Genomic DNA, 14,092 nt, shown 5'->3' on the forward strand with positions numbered 1-14,092 from the left:
GGTGATCTGCTCGATGCGCGCCTTGGCGGCCTGGCCGGCGGCGGCGTTGACCGAGGCGATGGTGATGGTGCCGTCGTCCTGGATGTCGATCTGGGTGCCGGTTTCCTTGGTGATCGCCTGGATCACCGAACCGCCCTTGCCGATCACTTCGCGGATCTTGTCGGGGTGGATCTTGATGGTGATCAGGCGCGGCGCGAAGTCGGACAGTTCGGCGCGCGGCGCGGTCAGCGCGTTGGCCATCTCGCCGAGGATGTGCAGGCGGCCGGCCTTGGCCTGCGCCAGCGCGACCTTCATGATTTCCTCGGTGATGCCCTGGATCTTGATGTCCATCTGCAGCGCGGAGATGCCATTGCTGGTGCCGGCCACCTTGAAGTCCATGTCGCCGAGGTGATCCTCGTCGCCGAGGATGTCGGACAGCACGACGAAGTCGTTGCCTTCCTTGACCAGGCCCATCGCGATGCCGGCGACCGGGGCCTTGACCGGCACGCCAGCGTCCATCAGCGCCAGCGAGGAACCGCAGACCGAGGCCATCGAGGACGAACCGTTCGATTCGGTGATCTCGGAGACGACGCGGATCGTGTACGGGAAGGCTTCCATGGTCGGCATGACGGCGAGCACGCCGCGCTTGGCCAGGCGGCCGTGGCCGATCTCGCGGCGCTTCGGGCCCATCATGCGGCCGGCTTCACCCACCGAGTACGGGGGGAAGTTGTAGTGGAACAGGAAGTGTTCCTTGTACTCGCCGCCGACGGCATCGATGATCTGGCCGTCACGCGCGGTACCGAGGGTCACGGCGACGATCGCCTGGGTCTCGCCACGGGTGAACAGCGAGGAGCCGTGCACGCGCGGCAGGATGCCGACCTTCGAGGCGATCGGGCGGACGGTATCGAGCGCACGGCCGTCGATGCGGATCTTGGTGTCGAGCACCGAGCCGCGCATGGTCTGGTATTCCAGTTCGCCGAATTCCTTCGAGGCTTCGGCCGGATTCCAGCCGTTGGCTTCGATCTGCGGGGCGATCTCGGCCAGCACCGCCTTCTTCAGCGCGGAGATCGCGTCCTTGCGCTCCAGCTTGTCGCGCACCTGGAAGGCGGCCGACAGCTTGTCGCCGATCGCGGCCTGCAGCGCGCCGATCAGCGCGTCGTTCTTGGCCGGCGCGGTCCAGTTCCACTTCGGGCGACCAGCCTCGGCGACCAGCGCGTTGATCGCGTCGATCGCGACCTGCATCTGCTGGTGGCCGAACACCACCGCGCCCAGCATCACGTCCTCGGACAGCTCGGCCGCTTCGGATTCGACCATCAGCACCGCATCCTTGGTGCCGGCGACCACCAGCTCCAGCTGGGATTCCTTCAGCTCGCTGACGGTCGGGTTGAGCAGGTACTGGCCGTCCTTGTAGCCGACCTTGGCGGCGCCGATCGGCCCCTGGAACGGCGCGCCGGTCAGGGCGACCGCGGCGGAGCAGCCGATCAGGGCGAGCACGTCGCCGTCGATCTCCGGGTTCAGCGACATCACCGTGGCGATGACCTGCACTTCGTTCTTGAACTCTTCCGGGAACAGCGGGCGGATCGGGCGATCGATCAGGCGACTGGTCAGGGTTTCCTTCTCGGTGGCGCGGCCTTCGCGCTTGAAGAAGCCACCGGGGATGCGGCCGCCGGCGTAGAACTTCTCCTGGTAATCCACCGTCAGCGGGAAGAAGTCCTGGCCTTCGCGCTGGGTCTTGGCCGCCACCGCGGTGCACAGCACGACGGTGCCGTCGCACGAGACCATCACGGCGCCGCCGGCCTGGCGGGCGATCTCGCCGGTTTCGAGGGTGACGGTCTGGTTGCCGTACTGGAAGGACTTGCTGATCTTCGCCACGTGGGAATCCTTGGATGTCTTGATCGTCGACGCTGCGGAGCCCCGCTCCGTGCGCTGCATCGCGGGGGCGATGCGGGAATGCGGCAGGGCCGCGATGGAATGGGTCGGGTGACGCTGGAAAAACGACGCGCTAAAAAAAGACCGCGGCGCATTTCTGCGCCGCGGTGGGTGTTTCGATCAGCGACGCAGGCCGAGTTTGCCGATCAGCGCCTTGTAACGCTCGGCATCCTTGCGGTGCAGGTAGTCGAGCAGGCTGCGGCGGCGGTTGACCATCATCAGCAGGCCACGACGGCTGTGGTGATCCTGCTTGTGCGCCTTGAAGTGCTCGGTGAGCATCTCGATGCGGGCGGTGAGCAGGGCGACCTGCACTTCCGGGGAGCCGGTGTCGTTGTCGCCGCGCTTGTGTTCGTTGATGACTTTCTGGGAATCGATGGACATGCTTGCCTCGTCGTCGCGTGGCCGGCAGGAACGGAGGTCCGCGAAGGGACGCCGCACCGCACGGCTCGCCGTGGATGGAATCGTGAATGGGTAGATGGAACGTGAAACCGCTCCGGGGAGCAGCGGGATTATAGCCCGCTCACGCAGGAGCCGGCAACGCGCCGTCCGCGGTGATTCAGTCCGTCCCGACAGCGGCGACCTTGCCTGTCGCGGCCGCCCAGCGGAAAAGGCGCGACGGGCGCAGCCCGCCGTCGGCGTCGACCTCGCCCAAGCCCAGTCCGCGACCGTGTTCGTCCAGTACCGCAACCTGCCCCGCCGGCCGGTAAGGCCCTCGGAGGCCCTGGCCGCGGCCGAGCCGCTGCGCCTGCGCCTCACTGACCCGCACGGATGGCCAAGAGGCCATGCCGACCTCGACCGGCAACAGGCAGGCCTCGAGCACGCGCTCGCCCGCGTGCTCGCGCAGCTCCTCCAGCGCCGGCAGCGTCCACATCCGCGGTTCGCGGAACGGATCCACCCACAACCGGCGCAACTCGGCCACGTGGGCGCCGCAGCCCAGCAGCTCGCCGAGGTCGCGGACCAGGCTGCGCACATAGGTGCCGGAGCCGCATTCGATGTGCAGGCGCAGCGTCGGCGAAGCGCCGTTCTCGAGCTGGCCGTCGAGCAGGTCGGCCGCATTCAGCAGGTCGAAGGCGTGGACCTCGATCTCGCGTTCGTCGACCTCGATCGCCTCGCCGCGGCGCGCCTTCGCATACAACGGCTCGCCGCCGCGCTTGAGCGCGGAATAGATCGGCGGGCGCTGCCGGATGCGGCCGGTCAGCTGGCCGAGCGCGGCATCGATCCGGTCGATCGACAGCGCCGGCACCGGGCGTTCGCGCAGGGGCTGGCCCTCGGCGTCGTCTGTATCGGTCGTGATGCCCAGGCGGGCGACGGTCTCGTAGGCCTTGCGCGCGCCGAGCAGGCCACCGGCGATCTTGGTGGCCTCGCCGAAACAGACCGGCAGCAGGCCGGTGGCGAGCGGATCCAGGCTGCCGGTATGGCCGCCCTTCTCGGCGCGGAACAGGTGGCGCACGCGCTGCAGGGCCTGGTTGGACGACAGGCCCTGCGGCTTGTCGAGCAGCAGGATGCCATCCAGCCCGCGAAAGACCGTGCGCGGGCGGCGCGGCGGCGCCGGGTCAGTCGGCGTCGTCACTGGCGCGGACGTCGCGCAGCAGGGTGTCGATGCGTTCGCCGCGATCCACCGACTCGTCGTAATGGAAATGCAGTTCCGGCACGTGGCGCATCTTCACGGCGCGCGCCAGCTGGTAGCGGATCTCCGGTGCCAGCGCCTTCAGGGCCTTGACCGTCTCGGCGGCGCGATCGGCCATCAGCACGGTCACGAACACCTTCGCATGCGCCATGTCGCGAGTGACCTCGACATCGGAGACGCTGGTCGAGCACAGGCCGTGCTCGCGCACGGCCTCGTGCACCAGGGTGCCGAGTTCCCGGCGCAATTGCGCCGAGACCCGGTCGGTACGGTGGAATGACTTCTGCGCCATCGCGGTTGCGGGCACGCCTTACAGCGTGCGCTGCACCTCGATGCGCTCGAAGCATTCGATCTGGTCGCCCGGCTTGACGTCGTTGTACGCCTTCACGCCGATGCCGCAGTCGGTGTTGACGCGGACTTCGTCCACGTTCTCCTTGAAGCGGCGCAGCGATTCCAGCTCGCCCTCGAACACCACCACGCTGTCGCGCAGCACGCGGATCGGCTTGCTGCGCTTGACCACGCCCTCGATGACCATGCAGCCGGCGACCGCGCCGAACTTGGAGCTGCGGAACACGTCGCGGACCTGGGCGATGCCGATGATCTCCTCGCGGATTTCCTTGCCGAGCACGTTCGACGCGACCTGCTTCACCTGGTCGATGACGTCGTAGATGATCGAGAAATAGCGCAGGTCGACGCCGTTGCCTTCGATGACCCGACGCGCGGAGGCGTCGGCGCGGACGTTGAAGCCGATCACGGTGGCCTTGGAGGTCGCCGCCAGTTGCGCATCGGACTCGGTGATGCCGCCCACGCCGGAGCCGATCACGTTGATCCGGATCTGCTCGTTGGACAGGCCGGTCAGCGCCTCGCGCAGGGCCTGCATGGAACCGTGCACGTCGGCCTTGACCACCAGGTTGAGGGTCTGCTGCGAAGCGCCCTCGCCCATCTGCGCCATGATGTCTTCCATGCGGTTGCCGGCGGCGGCGACCAGGCGCGATTCGCGGCGCTTGGCATCGCGCTGCTGGGCCACGTCCTTGGCCAGGCGCTCGTCGGCGACCACCACGAAGTCGTCGCCGGCTTCCGGCACGCCGGACAGACCGAGGATCTGCACTGGGATCGACGGACCGGCGCTGGGCACCTGGCTGCCGGTTTCGTCGAACAGTGCACGCACGCGGCCGTATTGGATGCCGCACACCAGGTAATCGCCCTTCGACAACGTGCCCTGCTGCACCAGCACCGTGGCCACCGGACCGCGGCCCTTGTCCAGCGCGGATTCGATCACCACGCCGCTGGCACGGCCCTCGAACACGGCCTTGAGGTCGAGCACTTCGGCCTGCAGGTTGATCGCCTCGAGCAGGTCGTCCACGCCCAGGCCGGTCTTGGCCGACAGCTCCACCATCTGGGTGTCGCCACCAAATTCCTCGGACACCACGTCGTGCGCGAGCAGGTCGTTCTTGACCCGCGACGGATCGGCGTCGGACTTGTCGATCTTGTTGATCGCCACGATCAGCGGCACCTTCGCCGCCTTCGCGTGCTTGATCGCCTCGATCGTCTGCGGCATCACGCCATCGTCGGCGGCGACCACCAGGATCACGATGTCGGTCAGCTTCGCGCCGCGCTGGCGCATCTGCGTGAACGCGGCGTGGCCCGGCGTGTCGAGGAAGCTGATCGTGCCCTTCGGCGTCTGCACGTGGTACGCGCCGATGTGCTGGGTGATGCCGCCGGCTTCGCCGGACGCGACCTTGGTGCGGCGGATGTAGTCCAGCAACGAGGTCTTGCCGTGGTCGACGTGGCCCATGATGGTGACCACCGGCGGGCGCTGGTTCTGCTCGCCCTGCACTTCCTCGACGTGCGCCAGCAGCTCGCTCTCGGCATCGCCGGCATCCGCGTGCACGGCCTTGTGGCCGAGTTCCTCGGTCACCAGCACGGCGGTGTCGTGGTCGATGGTCTGGGTGATGGTGGCCATCACGCCCATCTTGAACAGCTGCTTGACCACGTCGCCGCCCTTCAGCGCGAGCTTCTGGGCGAGGTCGGACACGGTGATCGCGTCGCCGATGGAAATCTCGCGCACCATCGGCGCGACCGGCTTCTGGAAACCGGTGCCGGTACGCGACTGGTCCAGCGAACGCTGGCGCTGCTTCGGCTTGCCGCGGGTGTTGGCGCTGCTGCTGCGGCGCGCACGGTCGGAGGCGGACAGGTGCAACTGGCCGGCAAAGCGCGCGGTGTTGTCGTCGTCCTCGACGCCCGCGACCATCGCGTGCGAACCGCGATGCGCGGTCTTGCCCTTGTTGGCGGCGTTCTTGTCGGCCTCGCGCGCGGGCGCGGGCTTGGGATGGCCGTGGTGGCCCGCCTTGGGCTTGCTCGAATCCTCCAGCACCGCGGCTTCCGCGGCGGCCAGGCGGGCGCGCTCCGCTTCGGCATCTTCCACGCGCTTGCGCTCGGCCAGTTCTTCGGCGCGCTGGCGATCCTTGGCGGCCAGTGCGTGCTGCTCGGCCTCGTTGCGCTGGCGCGATTCGGCGAGCTTGCGATGGATCTCCGCCATTTCGGAATCGGGATCGATCGCACCGCCCGCGCCCGGCTTGTTCAGGGTGACCTTCTTGCGCACGACCACGTCGATCGTGCTGGGCCCGCGACCGGTCTTGCCGCCGCCACCGACGGTGATCTCCTGCTTGCGGCTGCGGTTGAGCACGATCTTGCCCGGCGCAGCTTCATCGGCGGCGCTGTCGGTCTTGCCATGCGAACGCTTGAGGAAGCCCAGCAGCTTGACTTTCTCGATGCTGGTGACGACCTGGTCGGGACCACTGAAGCTCATGCCGGCCTCGGCCAGTTGCTCCAGCAGTTTCTCGACCGGCGTGTTCACCAGTTCGGCCAGCTTGCGGATGGTGGTTTGCTGCGACATTCGGATTCCGGTGTCTTTGGCCGCAACGATCGCGGCCGGATATCAATGGAGAATCGGGCGATTGTAGGACGGGCCCCTGCCCGCCATGCAATCAGGCGTTGCAGGCCTTTGCCTGCAACGCGGCGTTTACTCGAACCAGTGCTTGCGCGCTTCCATGATCAGGGCCGCGGCGCGTTCACCGTCCATGCCATCGACGTCTTCGATCTCGTCGGTGGCGGCCTCGGCCAGGTCTTCGCGGGTGCGGATGCCGCGCTCGGCCAGCGCGTAGGCGGTCGCCTCGTCCATGCCGGGAAGCTGAAGCAGGTCTTCGGCCGGCTGGTGTTCCTCCAGCCCTTCCTCGACCGCCAGCGCGTCGTTGAGCAGGGCGTCGCGGGCACGCGAACGCAGTTCCTCGACGATGTCCTCGTCGAAACCCTCGACCGCCAGCAGTTCGCCGACCGGCACGTAGGCGATTTCCTCGACGCTGTTGAAGCCTTCCGACACCAGGATGCCGGCGATTTCCTCGTCCACTTCCAGCTTGTCGATGAACAGCTGGCGCGACGCGGCCTGTTCGGCCTCCGACTTCGCCTGCACCTGGTCGGCGGTCATCACGTTGAGCTGCCAACCGGTCAGGCGGCTGGCCAGGCGCACGTTCTGGCCGCCACGGCCGATCGCTTGCGCCAGCTTGTCCTCGGCGACCGCCAGGTCCATCGAGTGCTTGTCTTCGTCGACGATGATCGACTGCACTTCCGCCGGCGCCATCGCGTTGATCACGAACTGCGCGGCGTTGTCGCTCCACAGGATGATGTCGACGCGCTCGCCGTTGAGCTCGTTGGTGACCGCCTGCACGCGCGAACCGCGCATGCCGATGCAGGCGCCGATCGGATCGGTGCGGTTGTCGTGCGCCAGCACCGCGATCTTGGCGCGGTCGCCCGGGTCGCGCGCGCAGGCCATGATCGAGACCAGGCCCTGGCCGACTTCAGGCACTTCCAGCTTGAACAGCTCCATCATGAATTCCGGCGCGGCGCGGCTGATGAACAGCTGCGGGCCACGCGGCTCGGAACGCACGTCGAACAGGTAGCCGCGCACGCGGTCGCCGGTGCGCAGCACGTCGCGCGGGATGCCCTTGTCCTTGGCGATGATCGCTTCCGCATTCCCGCCCAGGTCGACGTAGATGTTGCCGCGCTCGACGCGCTTGACCACGCCGGTCACGAGTTCGCCGACGCGATCCTTCCACGCGTCCACGACCTGCGCGCGCTCGGCCTCGCGGACGCGCTGCACGATCACCTGCTTGGCGGCCTGCGCGGCGATGCGGCCGAAGTCCGGGTTCTCGATTTGCTCCTCGATGTAGTCGCCGACCTCGGCGCCTTCGCTCTCGTCGACGGCGTCCATCAGGCGCACCTGGCGATCCGGCGACTCCATCACCACGTCGTCGGCCACCACTTCCCAGCGGCGGAAGGTCTCGTAGCTGCCATCCTTCGGATCGATCTGCACGCGCACCAGCACGTCCTGCTCGGCGTAGCGCTTCTTCGCCGCCGAGGCCAGCGCGGCTTCGATCGCTTCCAGGATCACCGACTCGGGCACGCCTTTCTCGGCGGCCACCGCATCGACGACAAGCAACAATTCCTTGCTCATTTACGCTTACTCCGCATCGGACGGCTTGCGTGCCGCCCTGCTGTTGATGGTTGTGTCACTGGTTGGTGTCTTCGCCGCGGGCTTCTTGCCCACCGGCTTCTTCTTTTGCTTGCCCGGCCGCGCATCGCGCCCGGACTCGTCCACGGCGGGCGCCATGCCCAGCGCGATCCAGTCCGGCACCAGGCGGGCCTTGTCGATGTTGGCGGCGTCGACGGCGACCTCGCCCGCGTCCAGAATGAACACCACGGTCGAACCTTCGACCCGCGCGATCTTCCCTTGCAACCGGCGGCGTCCGTCCTGCGGCAGCTTCAGCACGACCTTGGCGTTTTCGCCGACGACGCGCGCGAACTGGGCAGCGCCGAAGATCGGCCGGTCGATGCCGGGCGACGACACTTCCAGCGTGTAGTTGCCGCTGATCGGATCGGCGACATCCAGTTGCGCCGACACTTCCCGGCTCACCGCCTCGCAATCCTCGATGCCGACGTGGCGCGAGTCGTCGCCGGCGGGCATGTCGATGTACAGGCGCACGACCGAACCGCCCGGTGCGGGCAGGTATTCGATGCCGAGCAGCTCCAGCCCCAGCGATTCCACCGTGGGCGAAAGCAGCGCGGCGATTTCGTCAGCCTTGTCGGTCACGTTGCGTCCAGATCGAAGTACGGGAACAGCGACTCCCGGGGAAAACGGAATCCCGGAAACGAGAAAGGGCCCGAAGGGCCCTTTTCCGATGACGCTGGATTGCGAAACCCGGAAGCAACGGATTTCGCGGCCCTAGCCCGGCGGCAATCCCGTGGAAGCGATTACTGCTTGAACTTGGTAGCGGGGGCAGGATTTGAACCTGCGACCTTCGGGTTATGAGCCCGACGAGCTGCCAGACTGCTCCACCCCGCAGCAGAAGCGGAATTATCGCGATGTGCGCCGGACTTTGCAACCCTGCATCGCGTTTTCTTGTCGCATGCCGGTCAGGCGAAGGCCTGCTGGCACCACGCCATGAACGGACTCCAGAACACGCCGAACGCCAGCAACGCGAGCGCATTGACGCCGAACACCACGCGCAGCGTGCGATCCGCGCGCGGCACCACCGGCTCGCCGACGGGTTCGTCGAAATACATCGCCTTGATGACGCGCAGGTAGTAGAACGCGCCGATCACCGCGCAGACGATGCCGACGATCGCCAGCCAGAGCATGCCGCCCTCGATCGCCGCGCGCAGCACAACGAGCTTGGACCAAAAGCCCAGGAACGGCGGCACGCCGGCCAGCGATGCCATGACGCACAGCACCAGGCCCGCCGTCCACGGATCGCGTGCGTTCAGGCCCTTGAAATCCTCGATGCGGTCGGCCTCGAATCCGCGACGCGACAGCAGGATGATCGCGCCGAACGCGGCGGTCGCCATGATCGTGTAGCCGAGCGCATAGAACATCGCCGCCGCATAGCCGATCGCGCCACCACCGGCCAGGCCCATGAACAGGAAGCCGACGTGCGAGACGGTGGAATACGCCAGCATGCGCTTGAGGTTGGTCTGCGCCAGCGCGACCAGGTTGCCGATCACCAGCGACAGCGCGGCGAGGATCGCCAGCAACGGACGCCAATGATCGCCGAGCGGGCCCATGCCCACTTCCAGCAGGCGCATCGCCATCGCGAACGCGGCCAGTTTGGGCGCCGAGCCGATGAACAGGGTGATCGGGGTCGGCGCGCCCTGGTAGACGTCCGGCACCCACATGTGGAACGGCGCGGCACCGAACTTGAAGGCGATGCCGGCGAGCATGAAGGCCATGCCGGTCAGCAGCATCGTCCGTTGCTCCGCACCGGCCGCATGCGCGGCGATGGTGGCCAGGTCGATGCTGCCGCTGGCACCGTACACCAGCGACATGCCGTAGAGCAGCATGCCGGAGGCCAGCGCGCCCAGCACGAAGTACTTCATCGCGGCCTCGGAGGCCAGCGGGCTGTCGCGGTCGATCGCCACCAGCGCGTACGAACACAGCGCCAGCAGTTCCAGGCCGAGGTAGACCATGACCAGGCTGCCAGCCGAGACCAGCAGCATCATGCCGGCCACCGCGAACAGCACCAGCACCGCGATCTCGCCCTTGTAGAGGCCGCGCTCGCGCAGGAACGGCCAGCCGTACAGCAGCGCGATGGCGGACACCACGCAGGTGCCGATCTTCAGCACGTCTGCCATGTTGTCGCGGATGAACATCCCGCCCAGCACGGTGCCCTGCCCGCCGGTGCCGGCCACCAGCAACGCGGCCACCAGCACCAGGCTGGCCACCGCCAGCAAGTGGGTGACCACGCGCTGCTTCTCGTTGAGGAACAGGTCGAGTATCAGCAGCGCGAACGCGGCACCGACGAGGACCAGCTCGGGGATCAGCGGCAGGAATTCGCTGGCGGCGGGCGTGGCGAGGGTGGCTTGCATCGTCGTCATCGCCTCTTCAAAGCTTGGTGGCGGCGAGCTGTGCCGCCAGTTGCGCGATGGAAGGTTCCATCAGGTCGATCAGCGGCTTAGGCCACACGCCGAGCACCAGCACGCCGGCCGCGAACACGCCCAGCACCAGCCATTCGCGCGCATTGATGTCCTCGAGTTCGGCCACGTGGGCATTGCCGATGTCGCCCCAGATCACCCGCTTGGTCAGCCACAGGGTATAGCCGGCGCCGATGATCAGGGTCGCCGCGGCGGCGAACCCGATCAGCGGACTGTGCTGGAACGCGGCCAGGATGACCATGAATTCGCCGACGAAGCCGCTGGTGCCCGGCAGGCCGGAGTTCGCCATCGCGAACAGCACCCAGAACATCGCGAACCACGGCATCACGTTGGCCACGCCGCCGTAGTCGCGAATCATGCGGCTGTGCATGCGGTCGTACAGCACGCCGACGCAGGAGAACATCGCGCCGGACACGAAGCCGTGGCTGATCATCTGCACCATCGCGCCCTGCAGGCCCAGCCGCGCGGCGTCTTCCGCACCGGCATCGCGCACCAGCGCGAAGGCGATGAAGGTGCCGAGGGTGACGAAACCCATGTGCGAGACCGACGAATACGCGATCAGCTTCTTCATGTCCTCCTGCACCAGCGCGACCAGGCCGACATAGACCACCGCGACCAGCGACAGCGCGATCACCAGCCAGGCGTACTCGTGGCCGGCATCGGGGACGATCGGCAACACGAAGCGCAGGAAACCGTAGCCGCCGATCTTCAGCATGATCGCGGCCAGGATCACCGAGCCGCCGGTCGGCGCCTCAACGTGCGCGTCCGGCAACCACGTGTGGACCGGGAACATCGGCACCTTGACCGCGAACGCGACCAGGAAGGCGAAGAACAACCAGGTCTGCTCGCCGATGGTGAGCGGCAGCGCGGCCATGTCGGCCAGTTGCCAGCTGCCGCCCTTCAGGTACAGGTAGACCAGCCCGACCAGCATGAACACCGAGCCGAGGAAGGTGTACAGGAAGAACTTCACCGAGGCATACACGCGGCGCGGGCCGCCCCAGACGCCGATGATGATGAACATCGGGATCAGCATGCCTTCGAAGAAGACATAGAACAGGATCGCGTCGAGCGCGCTGAACACGCCGATCATCAGGCCTTCGAGGATCATGAACGCGGCGTAGTACTGGCTGACGCGCTTGTCGATCGAACCCCATGCACCGATCAGCACCAGCACCGTGGTCAGCGTGGTCAGCCCGATCAGCGCGAGCGAGATGCCGTCCGCACCGAGGTGGTACTGGATGTCGTAGGCCGGCAGCCACGCAAGTCGCTCGACGTACTGCATGGCCGGGCTGGCCATGTCGAACCCGAGGAACAGCGGGATGCTGCACAGGAAGGTGGCCACGGCGAAGCCGAGCGCGATCCAGCGGGCGGCCCCCGGGCGGGCATTGCCGGCCAACAGGGTGCAGACGCCGCCCAGGATGGGCAGCCAGATCAGGATGCTGAGGAGAGGCCAGTGGGTCACGCGCAGGGTTCCATCGAGTCGTTCATCCGGCTCAGAGCCAGTAGTGGTTGGCCAGCGCCAGCAGCGCGACCAGGCCCAGGATCATGGCGAAGGCGTAGTGGTACAGGTAGCCGGACTGCAGCTTGCGGACCAGCCCGGCGGTGAAGCCGACCACGCTGGCGCTGCCGTTGACCGCGAAGCCGTCGATCACCTTGCCGTCGAACAGGCGCGAGAGATTGCCCAGCGTCACGCCGCCACCGGCAAAGCCGCCGATCCACAAGTCGTCCATGAAGTACTTGCGATCCAGCACCTTGATCGGCCACGCCAACGTCCGGGTAATACCCGCGCGCCATTCGGGCTTGACCATGTACAGCAGCGTCGCCAGCAGGAAACCCATCAGCGCCAGGTAGAACGCCGGTGCCTTGAAGCCGTGCAGCGCAAAAGCGACGGGGCCGTGCCAGACCTGGGCACCCACGGCCGCGATCACGTCGCGTTCCTGCAGCAGGTCGATCGCGCCGAGGAAGAACGGCAGCTGCTTCTCGTGGCCCATCACGTCGGTGCCGAACAGCATCGGCCCCACGGTGAGGAAGCCGATCACGATCGACGGGATCGCCAGCAGGATCAGCGGCAAGGTCACCACCCACGGCGACTCGTGCGGCTCGTGCGCGCCGTGGCCATGCCCGTGGTCGTCATGGTGATCGTCGTGCGCATGCGCGTCGTGGCCGTGCGCGTCATGCGCATGGGCATCGCGGAAGCGCTCTTCGCCGAAGAACGTCAGGTACAGCAACCGGAAGCTGTAGAAGCTGGTCACGAACGCGCCCAGCAGCACCGCGAAATTCGCGTATTGCGCGATGAGGCTGCCCGGATGCTCGCCGGCGTGGTGGGCGACGGCCTCGATGATGGTGTCCTTCGAGTAGAAGCCGCTGAAGAACGGCGTGCCGACCAATGCGAGTGTGCCGACCCACATGGTGAGGTGGGTGATCGGCATGTACTTGCGCAGGCCGCCCATCTTGCGCATGTCCTGCTCGTGGTGCATGCCGATGATCACGCTGCCGGCGCCGAGGAACAGCAGCGCCTTGAAGAACGCATGGGTCATCAGGTGGAACACCGCCGCGGAGTACGCGGACACGCCCAGCGCCACGGTCATGTAGCCGAGCTGGGACAGCGTCGAATACGCGACCACGCGCTTGATGTCGTTCTGCACCATGCCGATCAGGCCGGTCCAGAACGCGGTGGTCGCGCCGACGACCAGGATGAAGTTCAGCGCCGTCGTCGACATCTCGAACAGCGGCGACATGCGCGCCACCATGAAGATGCCCGCGGTCACCATCGTAGCCGCATGGATCAGCGCGGAGATCGGTGTCGGGCCTTCCATCGAGTCCGGCAGCCAGACATGCAGCGGCACCTGCGCGGACTTGCCCATCGCGCCGATGAACAGGCAGATGCAAACCACGGTCGGCACCGACCATTCCTGGCCCGGCAGCACCGTGATGGTCAGGTCGCGCATCGCGCCGGCATTGGCGAACGCGGTGGCGTAGTCCAGCGTGCCGATCCAGTACAGCACGCCTGCGATGCCGAGCAGGAAGCCGAAGTCGCCGACGCGATTGACCAGGAATGCCTTGAGGTTGGCGAAGATCGCCGTGGGCTTCTTGAACCAGAAGCCGATCAGCAGGTACGACACCAGGCCCACCGCTTCCCAGCCGAAGAACAGCTGCAGGAAGTTGTTGCTCATCACCAGCATCAGCATGCTGAAGGTGAACAGCGAGATGTAGCTGAAGAAGCGATGGTAGCCATCGTCCTCGGCCATGTAGCCGATGGTGTAGACGTGCACCAGCAGCGACACGAAGGTCACGACGACCATCATCATCGCGGTGAGCTTGTCGACCATGAAGCCGACATGCGCCGAGTAGTTGCCGACCTGGAACCAGGTGTACAGGTTCTCGTTGAACGGCGCCGCGCCCTGCAGCAACTGCCACAGTACGTGCGCGGACAGCACGCAGCTGGCGGCCACGCCGAGGATGGTCACGCTGTGCGAGGCGGTCCGGCCGATCTTCCTGCCGAACAGGCCGGCGAGGATGCTGCCAAGCAAGGGCAGCAGCACGATCAACACGAGTTGGGTCTTGGAAATGATCATC

10 protein-coding genes and 1 tRNA gene are annotated in these 14,092 nt (G+C 66.8%); all 11 read right to left on the minus strand.

What is annotated here, in order from left to right:
• On the minus strand, positions 1-1,851 hold a 1,851-nt coding region (gene pnp / locus ACE3T8_RS12610), incomplete at its 3' end, for a polyribonucleotide nucleotidyltransferase (protein WP_374609556.1).
• 177 nt (positions 1,852-2,028) lie between these two features.
• Positions 2,029-2,289 carry a 30S ribosomal protein S15 gene (gene rpsO / locus ACE3T8_RS12615; RefSeq protein ID WP_374248089.1) on the minus strand — a complete coding sequence of 87 codons (261 nt, stop codon included), beginning with the start codon at positions 2,287-2,289 and terminating at the stop codon, positions 2,029-2,031.
• Positions 2,290-2,464: 175 nt separating this feature from the next.
• Positions 2,465-3,478 carry a tRNA pseudouridine(55) synthase TruB gene (truB, locus tag ACE3T8_RS12620; RefSeq protein ID WP_374609557.1) on the minus strand — a complete coding sequence of 338 codons (1,014 nt, stop codon included), beginning with the start codon at positions 3,476-3,478 and terminating at the stop codon, positions 2,465-2,467.
• The gene (gene rbfA / locus ACE3T8_RS12625; protein WP_374609558.1) at positions 3,462-3,824 is read right to left on the minus strand and encodes a 30S ribosome-binding factor RbfA; all 363 of its coding nucleotides are present in this window, start codon (positions 3,822-3,824) and stop codon (positions 3,462-3,464) included. The genes truB and rbfA overlap by 17 nt, the downstream gene beginning before the upstream one ends.
• An 18-nt stretch (positions 3,825-3,842) precedes the next feature.
• Entirely contained in the window at positions 3,843-6,428 is a 2,586-nt protein-coding gene (gene infB / locus ACE3T8_RS12630; RefSeq protein WP_374609559.1) for a translation initiation factor IF-2, read from the minus strand.
• 126 nt (positions 6,429-6,554) lie between these two features.
• A complete protein-coding gene (gene nusA / locus ACE3T8_RS12635; RefSeq protein WP_374609560.1) occupies positions 6,555-8,042 on the minus strand; it encodes a transcription termination factor NusA in 1,488 nt (495 codons plus the stop codon).
• Positions 8,043-8,048: 6 nt separating this feature from the next.
• Positions 8,049-8,678, minus strand: coding sequence for a ribosome maturation factor RimP (rimP, locus tag ACE3T8_RS12640; RefSeq protein WP_374609561.1), 630 nt, complete (start codon positions 8,676-8,678; stop codon positions 8,049-8,051).
• Between the two features lie 175 nt (positions 8,679-8,853).
• Positions 8,854-8,930, minus strand: a tRNA-Met gene (locus tag ACE3T8_RS12645).
• A gap of 71 nt (positions 8,931-9,001) precedes the next feature.
• Entirely contained in the window at positions 9,002-10,459 is a 1,458-nt protein-coding gene (gene nuoN, locus ACE3T8_RS12650) for an NADH-quinone oxidoreductase subunit NuoN (protein WP_374609562.1), read from the minus strand.
• A gap of 7 nt (positions 10,460-10,466) precedes the next feature.
• Positions 10,467-11,978, minus strand: a complete 1,512-nt coding sequence (locus tag ACE3T8_RS12655; protein WP_374609563.1) for an NADH-quinone oxidoreductase subunit M — start codon at positions 11,976-11,978, stop codon at positions 10,467-10,469.
• A gap of 31 nt (positions 11,979-12,009) precedes the next feature.
• Positions 12,010-14,091, minus strand: coding sequence for an NADH-quinone oxidoreductase subunit L (gene nuoL / locus ACE3T8_RS12660; protein ID WP_374609564.1), 2,082 nt, complete (start codon positions 14,089-14,091; stop codon positions 12,010-12,012).
• Between the last annotated feature and the right edge of the window lies 1 nt (position 14,092).

Origin of the sequence: Thermomonas sp. (assembly GCF_041919455.1) — a bacterium.
Taxonomy (GTDB): domain Bacteria; phylum Pseudomonadota; class Gammaproteobacteria; order Xanthomonadales; family Xanthomonadaceae; genus Thermomonas.

Bases quoted from the DNA above. Each gene is read 5' to 3' on its own strand.
- rpsO (WP_374248089.1), bottom strand. From the start codon at position 2,289: ATGTCCATCGATTCCCAGAAAGTCATCAACGAACACAAGCGCGGCGAC.
- rbfA (WP_374609558.1), bottom strand. From the start codon at position 3,824: ATGGCGCAGAAGTCATTCCACCGTACCGACCGGGTCTCGGCGCAATTG.
- infB (WP_374609559.1), bottom strand. From the start codon at position 6,428: ATGTCGCAGCAAACCACCATCCGCAAGCTGGCCGAACTGGTGAACACG.
- nusA (WP_374609560.1), bottom strand. From the start codon at position 8,042: ATGAGCAAGGAATTGTTGCTTGTCGTCGATGCGGTGGCCGCCGAGAAA.
- nuoN (WP_374609562.1), bottom strand. From the start codon at position 10,459: ATGACGACGATGCAAGCCACCCTCGCCACGCCCGCCGCCAGCGAATTC.
- nuoL (WP_374609564.1), bottom strand. From the start codon at position 14,091: ATGATCATTTCCAAGACCCAACTCGTGTTGATCGTGCTGCTGCCCTTG.